Here is a 14050-nt window from a genome sequence, read left to right as displayed (position 1 = left end):
GTTGCCCGCCGCACTGGGGGCGGTCAACCAGGCGCCCGGCAGGTCACTCTTACGAAGACGCGTGGGTGACCTGCCACGGGGCAGCCGTCGGTGAGGTCACTTGTCGACGGCGAGGGCCGCGAGCTGCTGCGCGAACGGCACCACTTCCATGTCGTCCGCCGCGGCCCGCTCCCCCGGGATGCCGCCGGCAGGGGACGCCGGGCGGTCCGGGCGCGCGCCCAGGAGGGCGGCCAGTTCGCCGGCGGCGCGGTCGACGCGGGCGGCCAGCGCGCCGTCGCCGCCCGAGGCCCAGTCCTCGGAGGCGGCGTACACCGCGGTGGGCACGACCACGGCCCGCAGGTAGGCGAACAGCGGCCGCATCGCGTGCTCCAGCACCAGGGAGTGCCGGGCGGTGCCGCCGGTCGCCGCGATCAGGACGGGCAGACCGGCGAGGGCGTCCTTGTCGACGACGTCGAAGAAGGACTTGAACAGTCCGCTGTAGGAGCCGGTGAACACCGGGGTGACGGCGATCAGGCCGTCGGCCGAGGTGACCGCCTCTATGGCGTCGCGCAGCCGGGGCGACGGGAAGCCGGTGACCATGTTCTGCGCGATGTCGTTGGCGAGTTCGCGCAGCTCGATCACCCGGACGTCCACGTCGGTGTGGCGCGTGGTGGCGTCCGCGAGGCGGTCGGCGAGCAGCCGGGTGGACGACGGCTTGCCGAGGCCCGCGGCGACCACCACCAGTTGCTTCGTCATGCGCGCACCTCCTTGTTGTCGGCCGCGGCGCCCGCGGTGTCCTGGCCACCCTGGTCGCGGCGGGCGACCAGAGCCTCGTGGGTGGGCCCGTCCGGCACCTGCGCCGGGCGCCCCTTCGCGAACTCCTCACGCAGCACCGGGACGACCTCCGCGCCGAGGATGTCGAGCTGTTCGAGCACCGTCTTCAGCGGCAGGCCCGCGTGGTCCATGAGGAACAGCTGCCGCTGGTAGTCGCCGAAGGACTCGCGGAAGGCCAGCGTCTTCTCGATGACCTCCTGCGGCGAGCCGACGGTCAGCGGGGTCTGCTCGGTGAAGTCCTCCAGCGACGGGCCGTGGCCGTAGACGGGCGCGTTGTCGAAGTACGGGCGGAACTCGCGCACCGCGTCCTGGGAGTTCTTCCGCATGAAGACCTGGCCGCCCAGGCCGACGATCGCCTGCTCGGGTGTGCCGTGGCCGTAGTGCGCGAAGCGGTCGCGGTACAGGCCGATCAGCCGCTTGAAGTGGTCCTTGGGCCAGAAGATGTTGTTCGCGAAGAAGCCGTCACCGTAGTAAGCGGCCTGCTCGGCGATCTCCGGGCTGCGGATGGAGCCGTGCCACACGAACGGGGGCATGCCGTCCAGCGGCCGAGGAGTGGAGGTGAAGGACTGCAGCGGGGTGCGGAAGCGGCCCGCCCAGTCCACGGACTCCTCGCGCCACAGCTTGTGCAGCAGCGCGTAGTTCTCGACGGCCAGCGGGATGCCCTCGCGGATGTCCTTGCCGAACCAGGGGTAGACCGGGCCGGTGTTGCCGCGCCCCATCATCACGTCGACGCGGCCGCCGGCCAGGTGCTGGAGCATCGCGAAGTCCTCGGCGATCTTCACCGGGTCGTTGGTGGTGATGAGGGTCGTGGACGTGGACAGGATCAGGTGCTCGGTGCGCGCGGCGACGTAGCCGAGCATGGTGGTCGGGGACGACGGCACGAACGGCGGGTTGTGGTGCTCGCCGGTCGCGAAGACGTCGAGCCCGACCTCCTCGGCCTTCAGCGCGATCGCGACCATCGCCTTGATCCGGTCGTGCTCGCTCGGCGTGCGACCTGTGGTCGGGTCGGTCGTGACGTCGCCGACCGTGAAGATTCCGAACTGCATCGCTCTCCCACCGTCCCATCTGGTTGATTGTTCAACCACACGAACATTCCACCACACCGCGCTATTCCCGCGGACCCCACCCCCGGCCCCACCCCGACGACCGTCCGCCCCGCGCCGCCCGCCGACGCGGTTTTCCACAGCTCCCGCACTTGTCCACAGGCCCGCCGTTCCGTGCTTGCGCGGGCGGCCTCGATCGGCGAGACTCGAAACCGAACGAATGGTCGGTTGGGAGGTAGCGATGACCGCAGTACCCGCGCGCGCCGCGGACCAGGACGACGGCCGGGGCCCGCAGGAGGGGGACGCCGAGGGGCAGCGTCTCCAGGCCGGCTTCGACGCGACGATCGACAGGGACCAGCGGATCGAGCCGCGGGACTGGATGCCGGACGGGTACCGCCGCACGCTCGTCCGGCAGATCGCGCAGCACGCGCACTCGGAGATCATCGGCATGCAGCCCGAGGGTGCGTGGATCACGCGGGCCCCGTCGCTGCGGCGCAAGGCGATCCTGTTCGCGAAGGTGCAGGACGAGGCCGGCCACGGGCTGTATCTGTACTCCGCGGCCGAGACCCTCGGCGCCGACCGGGCCGACCTGACCGAGCGGCTGGTCGCCGGCCGCCAGAAGTACTCGTCGATCTTCAACTACCCGACCCCCACGTTCGCGGACGTCGGCGTGATCGGCTGGTTCGTGGACGGCGCCGCGATCTGCAACCAGGTGCCGCTGTGCCGCAGCTCGTACGGCCCCTACGCGCGGGCGATGGTGCGGATCTGCAAGGAGGAGTCGTTCCACCAGCGCCAGGGCTACGAGCTGCTGCTGACGATGATGCGCGGCACCCCGGCGCAGCGCGCCATGGTGCAGGACGCGGTGGACCGCTGGTGGTGGCCGTCGCTGATGATGTTCGGCCCGCCCGACGGCGACTCGCCGAACTCGGCCGCCTCCATGGCGTGGAAGATCAAGCGGCACAGCAACGACGAGTTGCGGCAGCGGTTCGTCGACATGACCGTCCCGCAGGCGGAGAAGCTCGGTGTCACCCTGCCCGACCCGCAGTTGCGGTGGAACGAGGAGCGTGGGCGGCACGACTTCGGCACACCCGACTGGTCGGAGTTGCAGCGCGTGATAGCCGGCGACGGACCGTGCAACGCCGAGCGGGTGGAGCGGCGCACGACTGCCCACGAGGAAGGCGCCTGGGTGCGCGAGGCGGCCGCGGCCCATGCCGCGAAGCAGGCCGCCCGGGCGGCGGGCTCCGCGGCGGCGGACGCGGGGACACGGGAAGGGGCGGCGGCATGAGCGGCACCAAGGACGACAACCGGCCCGCCGGAAGCGGCACGGGCGCCGGCGCAACGGACGCTGCCGGCACCAAAGCCTCGGCGAGTACGGGGACCGGCGGCCCGGCACCCGCCGCCAAGGGCGGCTGGCCGCTGTACGAGGTGTTCGTGCGGGGCAAGCGCGGGCTGAACCACGTGCATGTCGGCTCGCTGCACGCCGCGGACGACACGATGGCGCTCACCCACGCCCGCGACCTTTACACCCGGCGCAACGAGGGGGTGTCGATCTGGGTGGTCCGCTCCTCGCACATCGCCGCGTCCACGCCCGACGAGAAGGACCCGTTCTTCGCGCCGAGCGCCGACAAGGTCTACCGGCACCCGACGTTCTACGACATCCCCGACGACGTTCCCCACATCTGACCGCGCGCCCGCGCAGTGAAGGAGGCAGACTCCATGGAGCACACCGAGACGGCCGACGACGACCACGTCTACCTCTCGCTGACCGAGGAGCATGGCGGCGCGGACGCCCGCTGGGCGTTCGGCACCGGGTTCGCCGACCCGCTGCACGGCGTGGACACCGCACTGCCGGACGGTGTGGACGCGGACACGCTCGCCGCCACGTGCCTCGCGCTGGGCGACGACGCGCTGGTCGCGGCCCAGCGTCTGGCCGAGTGGTGCACCCGGGCGCCGGAGCTGGAGGAGGAGGTCGCGCTGGCGAACATCGGCCTGGACCTGCTCGGACAGGCGCGGATGCTGTACGCCCGCTGCGGGCAGGTCGACGGCACCGGCCGTGGCGAGGACGCGTACGCGTACCTCCGCGGGCCGGCCGACTTCCGTAACGTGGCGCTCGCCGAGCTGCCCAACGGGGACTTCGCGTTCTCCGTCACCCGGCTGCTGGTCCTGTCGGCCTGGCGGCTGGCGCTGCTCGCGCGCTTGACCGGCGACGCCGATCCGGTGCTCGCCGCCATAGCCGCCAAGGCCGTGCCCGAGCTGACCTACCACCGGCAGTACGCCGCGGACTGGGTGGTGCGGCTCGGCGACGGCACCGAGGAGTCGCACCTCAGGATGCGGGCCGCGCTGGCGGACCTCGCGCCCTACCTCGAGGAGGTCCTCGCCGCGAGTGCCCCGGCCGGCGACACCGTACGCGAGGAGACGGCGGAGGTGCTGCGCCAGGTGCTCGCTGCCGCCGGTCTGGAGCTGCCCGAGCGGCCCGCGGCGCCCTACCGGGGGCGGCGCGGCGAGCACACCGTCCATCTGGCTCCGCTGCTGGAGGAGTTGCAGAGCGTGGCCCGCGCCCACCCGGGGGCGGCGTGGTGAGCGCCTCCACCCGGCTCGACGAGCAGCGGGCGCGCCGGATCGCGGCCGAGGTCCCCGACCCCGAGCTGCCGATGCTCACGTTGGCCGACCTCGGCGTACTGCGGGAGGTGCGCACCACCGAGGACGGCACGGTGGTCGCCAGCCTCACCCCGACGTACTCCGGCTGCCCGGCGCTGGCCGAGATGCGGGCCGATGTGGCGGCGCGGCTGCGGGCGGCCGGGTTCGCGCGCGTCGAGATCCGTACGGTGCTCGACCCGCCGTGGAGCACGGACCGGATCAGCCCCGAGGGCCGGCGCAAGCTGCGCGAGCACGGCATCGCGCCGCCGGGTCCCGCGCCGCGGCGGCCGGCCGGCCCGGTGCCGCTGGTGCTCGGCGCCACCCGGCAGGCCGTCCCCTGCCCGCGCTGCGGCAGCAACGACACGCGGCAGACATCGGCGTTCTCGGCCACCGCGTGCCGGTCGCTGTGGCGCTGCGACGGCTGCCTGGAACCCTTCGAACACGTCAAGGAGTTGTGATGGCTCCCACCACCGAGGCCGCCGCGGAGACTGCGGCCACCACGGACGCTGCGGCCGCCACCGCTGCGGCGGCGGGCGGCACCGCGCGCGCCAGGCGGCGCCCCGCGTTCCACACCCTGCGCGTCGCCGAGGTGCGGCCGCTGTGCGAGGACGCCGCGGCCGTCGGCTTCGAGGTACCCGCCGAGCTGGCGGAGGAGTTCGCCCACCGGCCGGGCCAGTCGCTGACGCTGCGGCGGACGGTCGACGGGCGCGACGAGCGGCGCTCGTACTCGATCTGCTCGCCCGCGGGCGAGCCGCCGCGCATCGGGGTGCGGGTCGTGCCGGACGGCCTGTTCTCCTCATGGCTGGTGCACGAGGTACGCCCCGGGGACATGGTCGAGGTGATGGCGCCGACCGGGGCGTTCACCCCCGACCTCGGCACCCCGGGCCACCATGTGCTCGTCGCCGCCGGTTCCGGCATCACGCCGATGCTGTCCATCGCCGAGTCCGTGCTCGCCGCTGACACCGTCTCGCAGGTCACCCTCTTCTACGGCAACAGGCGTACGGACACGGTGATGTTCGCCGACGAGCTGGCGGACCTGAAGGACCTCCACCCGGCGCGCTTCCAGCTCGGGCACGTGCTGTCACGGGAGCCGCGCGAGGCGGACCTGCTCTCCGGACGGCTGGACGGGCAGCGGCTCGCCGCGCTGATAGCGGGCTTGGTCGACGTCCCCAGCGTCGACCACTGGTGGCTGTGCGGCCCGCACGGCATGGTCACCGATGCCCGGCAGCTGCTCGCCGGCCTGCACATACCCGACGAGCGGGTCCACCAGGAGCTGTTCTTCGCCGACGACGAGCCGATCACGCCGCTGCGCCACGCGGACGCCACCGCCAAGGGTCCGGTCAGCGAGGTCACCCTGGTCCTCGACGGCCGCACCACGACCACAGCCCTGCCCACCGCCACGACGATCCTGGACGGCGCCCAACGCACCCGCCCCGACCTCCCGTTCGCCTGCAAGGGCGGCGTCTGCGGCACCTGCCGCGCGAAGATCACCGAGGGCCGGGCCGACATGCGCCGCAACTTCGCCCTGGAGCCGGCCGAGGTCAACGCCGGATACGTCCTGACCTGCCAGTCCTTCCCCGCCTCCGACCGCCTCACCGTCGACTACGACGCATAGCGCGCGCCGCCGCCCGGCGAGCCGGGGTGGCGCGTTCGCCCGCACGAACAGGGCTGGCCCGTTCGCAGGCGGGGGGCGGACTGGGTGTTGCCGCTCACTCATCCGGGTCTGCCGGATGGCGGGCCGTCGCGCTCTCGGCGATCTTGGGGAGCGTGCTGTCAGCGGCGGTCGAGGGCGGGGTGGAGTGCGGTGGGTGACGCGATCGGGCAGCTGCCCGCATGCGCGCGGGGTGCCGGGCGGTGCGCTCCGCAGGTGTGGAAAGTCGGGAGCGGACAATGACGCCCCAGCACCAGGAGCCCGAGGGGGAACCCGCCTCGCGCTCCACTGCCTGGTGGACGCGCGGCAAGGAGCCCGACTACCGGGCCTCCCTCGCCAACGAGCGCACCCTGCTGGCGTGGTCCCGTACGGCGCTGGCCTTCCTGGCCGCCGCGTTCGCCGTCGTCCATCTCACCGACGTCACCCCGCGCGCCCTGCGGCTGGCCATGGCCGGCTACCTCGTGGCCCTGGCGGGCGGTGTGACCATCGCCGGTTACGCCCAGTGGCGCTCCCGGCAGGCCCGGATGCGTGAGGGCCGCCCGCTGGGCCGCATCGTGGGCCCCGCCGTCCTCATGTCGGCGCTGCTGGTCCTCTCCGGCTTCGTCATCGCGGTCATCATCACCGCGTCATGACCACCGCGGACCGCCTGCGACGGCTGCTCGGCACGAGCGACGACACCACGCACTCCGACGCCGACGGCTTCCGAATGCCGTGCGCGCGGCAGGACTTGCGTTCCGGTGGGCTCGCAACCGCGCACGAGCGCGGCACGGGCACCGGCCGCGCCGTATCCCGGCCCGCCGTCCGACCCGCCACCCCAACCTGCGGCGCCCGCCGGACCCCCGATCCGCTACCCTAGCGATCGAGCACTGCCCCAGTAGCTCAGGGGATAGAGCACGGCTCTCCTAAAGCCGGTGTCGCAGGTTCGAATCCTGCCTGGGGCACAGAGTCAGACCTGCTCTGACCTGCATCTTCGTCGGCCCGACGGTCGATTACGCGGCCTCGGACTCATCGTCCGGGGCCGTTTGCGTGAGCGGACGGCTCGATGATCTCCGATACTCCCCCCAAATGATCAGCACCGTCCGGCACGTCATCCCCGCCGGGTCCGTCTGCATCCCCCCTGCTCTGCGGCGCCGAACCTGCCGCCTTGCCCCCGTCGGACAGGGGTCGGGCTCGCGGTACGAGGCGGGCCGCAGCCTCAGCGATGGCCAGGTCGGTTTCGGGCAGCAGGCTCGTGTACGTGTCCGCCGTGATGGTGATCGAGGAGTGCCCGAGCATCTCCTGGATGTCCTTAAGGTCGGCTCCCGCCGCGTGGGCCAGGGTCGCCGCGCCGTGCCGCAGATCGTGGAGTCGGATCGGCGGCAACCCGATCTCCTCACGCAGTTCATTGAAGCGACGGGTGACCTTGGCCGGGTGGAGCCAGGCACCGTTCTCGCACGTGAAGACCCGACCGGTCTCGACCCACCCGGCGCCCCATTCCTCTCGGTCCTTGTCCTGCCGTTCGCGGTGCCGTTCCAGAACAGCGACCGTCTCCGAGTCCAGGGCGATCGTCCGTGCACCGGCGTCTGTCTTCGGATCGTCCTCGTATACCTCCCAGCCGTCGACGACGAGCTGCTTGGCGACGGTGATGAGGGAGGCTGCCAGCTTGGTGTCGGTCCAGAGCTGACCGCACGCCTCGCCGCGCCGCAGGCCCCGGAAGGCGATGAGGTGGAAGAGGGCGTAAAGCCGATCGCCTGCCGCGTGGTCGAGGAACGCACCTGTCTGTTCAGGTGTCCAGACCATGACGGCAGAGGGCTTCTCGCCCGTGCGCTCCCAGTGCGCGATCCGCTCCTCGGACCACACCTGCGCCTTGGGCCGCTTACCGGCCGCCAACTCGACGTGGGCCGCCGGGTTGAACGTGATGAGCTGCTGGGCGATGGCGGAGTTGAGCGCGGCCCTGAGCGTGGATCGGATGCGCTGGCAGGTGGAGGGGCCGACCGTGTGACGGAACGGCTGCATCGTTGCGATGGCGGCCTTCATGTCTTTGCGGCGTGCGCGGTTCTCAGCCCCCTTCCAGGGGACTCGGGCAAGGTCGTTAATCGCTCGATGCCGGGCCGCGTTGCTCTCCGCGATCTCGACGTTGGCGTCCGCGATGGCCTCGAACATCTCCGACAGATGCGCGACCCGGAGCCGGTCCAGGCGAAGATTGCCGATCCTCGGCTTCAGGTGGACCCGAATGCACCTCTCGTCACGGCTGATCGCGCTCTGGCGCCCTTTCTTGCCCCGGAGCCAGAGGTCCAGCCACTCCCCCACCGTGAGGCGACCGGTGAGGTCCTGGCCGGACCGGAAGCGTCGGCGGACCTCTTCGGCGTCCGGAATCGGCGCCTTCTCGTCCGCTACCTGCTCCAGCAGGTCGGTGATCTGCTCGATGCCTTCGGGGTCGTCGGCGCGGGGCACGCCGAGCAGGGCGCGTATCCGGTCGAGGTCGGTCTGCGCCTCCTTGAGGGTGGTGTAGCCGGCACGGTTGAAAGCGCGGCGGGAGCCGTCGGTACGCTGCGGCAGCTCCTGGCGAATGGAGTAGGTGCCGTGCTTGCGGGTGGCGAGTTTCGGGCAGGACTTGCCGAGTGGCTTGCCGGTCTCGGAATCGCGGCAGTAGCAGCGGCGGTAGGTGGAGCCCTTCATTGATCGTTCTCCTCACGGTCTCGCGGAGTGGTCGACTCGGCGTCGATGAAGGCCAGTTCGGGGGGAAGGAACGGCGGGAGAAGCGCGTCCTCGCGAAGGACAGTGCGCAGGCGGCCGAGGTAGGCGTGATCGTCAGCAGCGCGTCTCTCGTACTGCTCGGCGGAGCGGAGGGCCTCCGCGCGTTCACCGGGGTCTTGAGTGGCAGCGGCTTGGCGACGGTGGTGGAGGGCCTTTGCGCGGGCACGTTCGGCGCTGTCCAAGGCCGCGTGGTGGAGGCGGTAGATCCGGAGCAACTCCTCATTGCCTGAATCCAGTTCGCCCGTGAACCAGCTCAGTGCCGTCCAGGTGTCCACCCGGTCGCGGTCGGGCAGCATGGGCGCCGTCGCCGTGTAGCCGATGGGGAAGAGCAGACAGATCGGGTGCGTGTGCAGGGCCTCGGCCAGCACCATGACGTCCGGCACGGGAATCATGGTGCGGCGGCCGGACTCCATGTTGGCGAGCACATTGCGGGGGATCGGATAGCCGATCTCCTCGCAAGCGTCGGCCAGGTCCTGGGCGCTCATGCCCAACTCCTTCCGCCGCCGTCGCACTTCTGCCGCCACGGTGGCGGCAACCTGGACGTGCCACTCTGCAACGTCATCTTGTGTCATGGCGACACATTAGCTTGGCGCATCCTCATCGTCGTAGTCCGGAGCAGGCGCATTTTCCGTGCCCGCCGACGACCGCTTCGACGAATGGAGCAGCACATGAACAAGGACCAGAGCCGCCTCACGACAGGGATGAGCCGAGCGGAACTTCTCTCCCTTCCCGCCGCGATCGACCTGGAGACCAGCAATAGGGCTCTAGCACTCGGCCGCAGCAAGGGATACGAACTCGCCCGGCGCGGACTGTATCCGTGCCGAGTGCTGCGGTTGGGAAATGCCTACCGAGTGGTGACCGCCGACCTGCACGCGGTTCTCGGAGTCGCCGACGCCGCGCGCGAGGCCGCCTGAAGGCGGCCACCCGTTCGGAAACTGTGTCCGGTGAGCACAATCCCATGGACGGCGGCACACGCTGGACGTAGTGTTCCCGGTCGCTGCCGGGCCTGTGCCCGCCCGCAGCGATTCACCCCGAGAAGTTGGCCCCCGGCGGTTGCCACGCCGAGGGCCGAGCGAACTCCCCTGTACGCCATGAACGATCAACCCAGGCGGTGTCGGGCCTGCCAGCCCGGCGCCGCCGGTCGAGGAGATTCACCATGCAGCCTACGACCCCCACTGTCAGCAGCGCATCCCCGAAAACGGCGTGGCCTCCGGTCGCGGTACCCGGTCAGGCGCAGCACGCCGCCGCGCACCCTGTCCGGGAGGCCGGTTCGCCGTCTTCCGGTGAACGGTTGACCGCGCGTGCCTTGTCGGCCGCTGGCCGGGCGGCGGACGCGTCTGACCGGCTGACCGCGACGCCCGGTCAACCGGCCGGGGTGGGTGACCGGGTGACCGCGGTCACTGACCGGGAGCCGGTCACCGGGCCCGGTCAGCCGGTCGGTCCGGTTGGTCTGGAGGGCAGTGTCCCGGCGACGGAGGGCGCTGACCTGCTGACCGAGGTGCGGTCAGCGGTCGCCCGGTACGTGATCATGCCGTCCAGCGAGGCCCTGGACGCGGTCACCTTGTGGATAGCAGCCACCCACCTCCAGCCCGCGTGGCAGCACGCGCCGCGTCTGGCGGTGGTGGGTCCGGCGAAGCGGTGCGGGAAGTCGCGGCTGCTGGACGTCCTCCACGACACCGTCCACGACCCGTTCATCACGGTGAACTCGACCCCGGCGGCGATCTTCCGGTCGATCACGGAACGGCCGCCGACGCTGCTGGTGGACGAGGCGGACACGATCTTCGGCAGCGTGAAGGTGGCGGAGAAGAACGAGGAGATGCGCGGCCTGCTCAACTCCGGTCACCAGCGCAACCGCCCCACCACCCGGGTCGTCGGGCCGGAGCACAAGCCGACCAAGTTCGCGACGTTCGCGATGGCGGCACTGGCCGGGATCGGGGACCTGCCCGACACGATCATGGACCGGGCGGTCGTGGTGCGGATGCGCCGCCGGGGCCCGGGGGAAAGCGTGCGGCCCTTCCGTGCCCGCCGGGACACCCCGATCCTGCACGCGCTGCGCGACCGGTTGGCGGGGTGGCTGGTGCCGTTGACCGATCCGGCGGCCGGGTGGGAGCCGGTGATGCCGGTGGAGGACCGGGCGGCGGACACCTGGGAGCCGCTGGTGGCCGTCGCCGACCTGGCCGGCGGCGTATGGCCGGATCGGGCGCGGGCGGCGTGCCGGGTGATGACCGCCCACGAGGAGGGCCAGGACCAGGACACCGGGCTGAAGACCCGCATCCTCACCGACATCCGCGCCGCCTTCGCCGGATACGGGAACCCCGACGCCCTGTCCACGCAGTCCCTGCTCAGCGCCTTGAACGCGGACCCGGAGGGCCCGTGGCGGGAGTACGGCACCAGCGGCCTCACCCCGCGGGGCCTGCAACTGCTCCTGAAGGACTACGGGATCAGCGCGGCCAACCGCCGCTTCCCCGGGGACACCCAGCGCCGGGGCTTCACCCGCCACCAGTTCACCGACGCCTGGGCCCGCTACTGCCCCCGCCCCGAACCGGCATCCCCTACCGGGCGGTGACCCGCACCGACCCGTACCACCCGTCCCCGCGCAGATCAGCGCGGGGACGGGTCACTTCCCCGTGACGAGTCGACCCGCACCACCGACCCGACCCGTACCTGGCTGACCAGCCATGCAACGGGTGGGACGAGTCACACACCCCCACGCCGCTTCGCCGCAACCACGTTCAGGAGCCGTACGACCATGGAGCAGCCCCAGAAGAAGCCGGGGATCTTCACGCGGATCAGCCAGACGGCCACCGGCCGTTCAGACGGAGCAAGCTGGAGCGGTCGAAACTCCTATCGGGTTTCGTCCGCGCTTGCCTCCGCCCCGGCCGGGGCGGAGGAGAACCATCGCCAGGGGGCGCCGGACCGTATGGGTGAGGCCGAGCGCGGCCTCACCCAGGACAACCCACCGCACCCGGTCGCCACCGTGTGTCCGTCCTGCGGCCACCCTGCCCCCACAGCCGCGCAGAGCGAGCCGCTGTCCGGGCGGGAGCCGAATGACCCGCCGCTGCCCGCACCGCTCTACCGCAAGCGCGCCAAGGAGACCCGCGACCGTGTACGCAGTATCCGCTTCACGCCGACCGCCGAACGCGTCATCGACGCCGCCGCGCATGAGCGCGGTCAGTACTTCGCCGGGTACGTCGGTGACGCCGCGTACGCCCACGCCCTCGGCAACACCGCCACCGGCAGCCCGGAGGACGATCCGGCCCGCCCGATCGTCGAGAACGTCGAGCGGCTGATCGCGCAGCTACGCCGGACTGGCAACAACCTCAACCAGATCACCCACGCAATCCACTCCGGCACCATTCCCGATCACACCGAACGCGTCCTGGACCGTGTCGAGGAAGCCGTCGAGAACGCCTTCATCCTGCTCGACGGGTTCGTCAGCAAGGACGGGGCGGCCTGATGGTCCCCGACGTCTCCACCGGCTCCCACACCACCGGACTGCTCTACTACCTGTTCGGCCCCGGCCGGCGAGACGAGCACACGGACGCACACATCGTCGCCGCGTGGGACCCCGCCGGTGCTCCCGATCCTGGCCGCGACCCCGACGCCACCATCGCGCGCCTGGCAGATCGCCTTGATCTGCACGCCCGACTGCGCGCGAAGGAGACCGGGAAGATGCCGGTCAAGCACGTGTGGCACTGCCCCGTGCGCACCGCGCCTGGCGACCGCTATCTCACCGACAGCGAATGGGCTGAGGTCGCCCGTCGTATCGTCGCTGCCACCGGGATCGCTCCCGAAGGCGACGACCTGGCCTGCCGGTGGATCGCCGTACGCCACGCGGACGACCACATCCACATCGCCGCGGTCTCCGTACGCGCCGACGGCCGCCGAGCCCGCACCAACCGGGACGGCTGGCGCGCCCAGAAGGAGTGCCGTTTGATTGAGGCGGAGTTCGGACTGCGGCAGCTCAAGTCCGGTGACCTGACCGCGCCCAAGACCCCTACCAGCGCCGAGCAGGCCAAGGCCGAACGCATGGGCAACACCGTCACCAGCCGGGAGTGGCTGCGTGACCAGGCCTACGCCGTACTGGCTGCTGTGCGCACCGAGCAGGAATACTTCGACGTCCTCGGCAACCTAGGCATCAAGGTCAACCTACGCATCGGAACCCAAACCGGCGAAGTCACCGGCTACAGCCTCGCCGCCCCCGACGACACCAACACCCACGGCGAACCGGTCTACTTCGGCGGCTCCAAGCTCGCCCCCGACCTGTCCATCGGCCGCATCCGCGAAACCCTCACCCACCCCGTCCCTCGGTCGCCCAAGAACCCCCGGGCCCGCACCGAGGACATCTGGCGACAGGCCGACACCGCTCTACGCGAGACAGCCGCCATCCTCAACAGTGACGACGACGCGACGGCCCAAGCCCACCTCGCCGCCTTCAGCACCTTCCTGCACAACACCGCCCTAGCCGCACCACCCGGGGCCAAGGCCGAACTGAAAGCCGCCGCGACCGACTTCAACCGGGCCCGCCGCTCCGCGATCCGCGCCGACCACCAGAAGGCCACCGCCCTGCGCAACGCCGCCAAAGACCTCATCTACGCCTCATCCGACGCCGGCGGGCTCGCCGTCGCCGTCCTCTTCGCCCTCATCCACACCGCCGCAGCCGCCGCTCACTGGTACCAGCAACGCGGCTACCAGCAACAAGCCGCCGCAGCCCAGCAGACCGTCCTCTACCTCCGCAGCAGCTACCAGCAGGCCGCAGCCCCCGTCCTGACCGAGTTGACCCGCAGCACCCCACGCCCCCAGACCACACAGCGCTTCGAAGCCACTGTCCGCCAGGCCGTCCCCGACCACGCCGACCGCATCCTGGCCGACCCCGCCTGGCCCGCCCTGGCCACCACCCTCGCCCACACCGAAACCGCCGGCCACCACCTCCCCACCCTCCTCCAGCAGATAGCCGCCGAACGCGAACTCGACACCGCGCACTCGCCCGCCGAAGTCCTCACCTGGCGCCTCACCACCGCCCCCAACCGCCGCACAAACGCGGCCAAGGCCCGCACCACCGCGGCCAACAGCCGGACCGTCTGGGCGCCGGAACCCGCCATCCGAGGAGAAGCCCAGGCACCTACGAACGAGCGCACTCGCCGTCGCTGACGCCGAGAGAGCCGACATA

Annotated in this window: 14 protein-coding genes and 1 tRNA gene; 11 read left to right on the top strand and 4 right to left on the bottom strand. The window is 71.4% G+C overall.

Features of this window, described 5'->3' with window-relative positions:
• Positions 1-96: 96 nt before the first annotated feature.
• The gene (locus WA788_RS02250; protein ID WP_335970947.1) at positions 97-735 is read right to left on the bottom strand and encodes an FMN reductase; all 639 of its coding nucleotides are present in this window, start codon (positions 733-735) and stop codon (positions 97-99) included.
• The gene (locus tag WA788_RS02245) at positions 732-1859 is read right to left on the bottom strand and encodes an LLM class flavin-dependent oxidoreductase (protein ID WP_335970946.1); all 1128 of its coding nucleotides are present in this window, start codon (positions 1857-1859) and stop codon (positions 732-734) included. Before WA788_RS02245 ends, WA788_RS02250 begins: the two co-directional genes overlap by 4 nt.
• 238 nt (positions 1860-2097) lie before the next feature.
• On the opposite strand from WA788_RS02245, the gene paaA reads away from it, so the two are divergent.
• The 7 genes from paaA to WA788_RS02210 all read left to right on the top strand — a co-directional run bounded on the left by paaA (position 2098) and on the right by WA788_RS02210 (position 7085).
• On the top strand, positions 2098-3141 hold the full coding sequence (paaA, locus tag WA788_RS02240; RefSeq protein WP_335970945.1) for a 1,2-phenylacetyl-CoA epoxidase subunit PaaA: 1044 nt from the start codon (positions 2098-2100) through the stop codon (positions 3139-3141).
• Positions 3138-3539, top strand: coding sequence for a 1,2-phenylacetyl-CoA epoxidase subunit PaaB (paaB, locus tag WA788_RS02235; protein WP_443033947.1), 402 nt, complete (start codon positions 3138-3140; stop codon positions 3537-3539). The genes paaA and paaB overlap by 4 nt, the downstream gene beginning before the upstream one ends.
• Positions 3540-3572: 33 nt before the next feature.
• Complete coding sequence (gene paaC, locus WA788_RS02230) at positions 3573-4436, top strand: 1,2-phenylacetyl-CoA epoxidase subunit PaaC (protein WP_335970944.1); 864 nt, start codon at positions 3573-3575, stop codon at positions 4434-4436.
• Positions 4433-4951, top strand: a complete 519-nt coding sequence (paaD, locus tag WA788_RS02225) for a 1,2-phenylacetyl-CoA epoxidase subunit PaaD (protein ID WP_335970942.1) — start codon at positions 4433-4435, stop codon at positions 4949-4951. The genes paaC and paaD overlap by 4 nt, the downstream gene beginning before the upstream one ends.
• Positions 4951-6108, top strand: coding sequence for a 1,2-phenylacetyl-CoA epoxidase subunit PaaE (paaE, locus tag WA788_RS02220; RefSeq protein ID WP_335970940.1), 1158 nt, complete (start codon positions 4951-4953; stop codon positions 6106-6108). Before paaD ends, paaE begins: the two co-directional genes overlap by 1 nt.
• 275 nt (positions 6109-6383) lie before the next feature.
• A complete protein-coding gene (locus WA788_RS02215) occupies positions 6384-6776 on the top strand; it encodes a YidH family protein (protein WP_335970938.1) in 393 nt (130 codons plus the stop codon).
• Between the two features lie 236 nt (positions 6777-7012).
• A tRNA-Arg gene (locus tag WA788_RS02210) sits at positions 7013-7085 on the top strand.
• 64 nt (positions 7086-7149) lie between these two features.
• Here the strand turns inward: WA788_RS02210 and WA788_RS02205 are convergent.
• Both WA788_RS02205 and WA788_RS02200 read right to left on the bottom strand, forming a co-directional pair.
• Positions 7150-8802 (bottom strand): site-specific integrase, encoded by a 1653-nt coding sequence (locus tag WA788_RS02205; protein WP_335970936.1) that lies wholly within the window; start codon positions 8800-8802, stop codon positions 7150-7152.
• Positions 8799-9452 (bottom strand): helix-turn-helix domain-containing protein, encoded by a 654-nt coding sequence (locus WA788_RS02200; protein ID WP_335970934.1) that lies wholly within the window; start codon positions 9450-9452, stop codon positions 8799-8801. The genes WA788_RS02205 and WA788_RS02200 overlap by 4 nt, the downstream gene beginning before the upstream one ends.
• Positions 9453-9548: 96 nt before the next feature.
• On the opposite strand from WA788_RS02200, the gene WA788_RS02195 reads away from it, so the two are divergent.
• The 4 genes from WA788_RS02195 to WA788_RS02180 all read left to right on the top strand — a co-directional run bounded on the left by WA788_RS02195 (position 9549) and on the right by WA788_RS02180 (position 14031).
• On the top strand, positions 9549-9794 hold the full coding sequence (locus WA788_RS02195; RefSeq protein WP_202234088.1) for an integrase: 246 nt from the start codon (positions 9549-9551) through the stop codon (positions 9792-9794).
• 242 nt (positions 9795-10036) lie between these two features.
• A complete protein-coding gene (locus WA788_RS02190) occupies positions 10037-11446 on the top strand; it encodes a DUF3631 domain-containing protein (protein WP_443033946.1) in 1410 nt (469 codons plus the stop codon).
• Positions 11447-11629: 183 nt separating this feature from the next.
• A complete protein-coding gene (locus tag WA788_RS02185) occupies positions 11630-12337 on the top strand; it encodes a MobC family plasmid mobilization relaxosome protein (RefSeq protein WP_335970931.1) in 708 nt (235 codons plus the stop codon).
• Positions 12337-14031 carry a relaxase/mobilization nuclease domain-containing protein gene (locus tag WA788_RS02180; protein ID WP_335970929.1) on the top strand — a complete coding sequence of 565 codons (1695 nt, stop codon included), beginning with the start codon at positions 12337-12339 and terminating at the stop codon, positions 14029-14031. Before WA788_RS02185 ends, WA788_RS02180 begins: the two co-directional genes overlap by 1 nt.
• Positions 14032-14050 lie beyond the last annotated feature (19 nt).

This window comes from Streptomyces sp. CA2R106, from assembly GCF_037034245.1.
Taxonomy (GTDB): domain Bacteria; phylum Actinomycetota; class Actinomycetes; order Streptomycetales; family Streptomycetaceae; genus Actinacidiphila.
The sequence above is the reverse complement of the archived record's forward strand: the minus strand, read 5'-3'. Positions and strand labels throughout refer to the sequence as shown.

Bases quoted from the DNA above. Each gene is read 5' to 3' on its own strand.
- WA788_RS02250 (WP_335970947.1), bottom strand. From the start codon at position 735: ATGACGAAGCAACTGGTGGTGGTCGCCGCGGGCCTCGGCAAGCCGTCG.
- WA788_RS02245 (WP_335970946.1), bottom strand. From the start codon at position 1,859: ATGCAGTTCGGAATCTTCACGGTCGGCGACGTCACGACCGACCCGACC.
- paaA (WP_335970945.1), top strand. From the start codon at position 2,098: ATGACCGCAGTACCCGCGCGCGCCGCGGACCAGGACGACGGCCGGGGC.
- paaB (WP_443033947.1), top strand. From the start codon at position 3,138: ATGAGCGGCACCAAGGACGACAACCGGCCCGCCGGAAGCGGCACGGGC.
- paaC (WP_335970944.1), top strand. From the start codon at position 3,573: ATGGAGCACACCGAGACGGCCGACGACGACCACGTCTACCTCTCGCTG.
- paaE (WP_335970940.1), top strand. From the start codon at position 4,951: ATGGCTCCCACCACCGAGGCCGCCGCGGAGACTGCGGCCACCACGGAC.
- WA788_RS02215 (WP_335970938.1), top strand. From the start codon at position 6,384: ATGACGCCCCAGCACCAGGAGCCCGAGGGGGAACCCGCCTCGCGCTCC.
- WA788_RS02205 (WP_335970936.1), bottom strand. From the start codon at position 8,802: ATGAAGGGCTCCACCTACCGCCGCTGCTACTGCCGCGATTCCGAGACC.
- WA788_RS02200 (WP_335970934.1), bottom strand. From the start codon at position 9,452: ATGACACAAGATGACGTTGCAGAGTGGCACGTCCAGGTTGCCGCCACC.
- WA788_RS02195 (WP_202234088.1), top strand. From the start codon at position 9,549: ATGAACAAGGACCAGAGCCGCCTCACGACAGGGATGAGCCGAGCGGAA.
- WA788_RS02190 (WP_443033946.1), top strand. From the start codon at position 10,037: ATGCAGCCTACGACCCCCACTGTCAGCAGCGCATCCCCGAAAACGGCG.
- WA788_RS02185 (WP_335970931.1), top strand. From the start codon at position 11,630: ATGGAGCAGCCCCAGAAGAAGCCGGGGATCTTCACGCGGATCAGCCAG.
- WA788_RS02180 (WP_335970929.1), top strand. From the start codon at position 12,337: ATGGTCCCCGACGTCTCCACCGGCTCCCACACCACCGGACTGCTCTAC.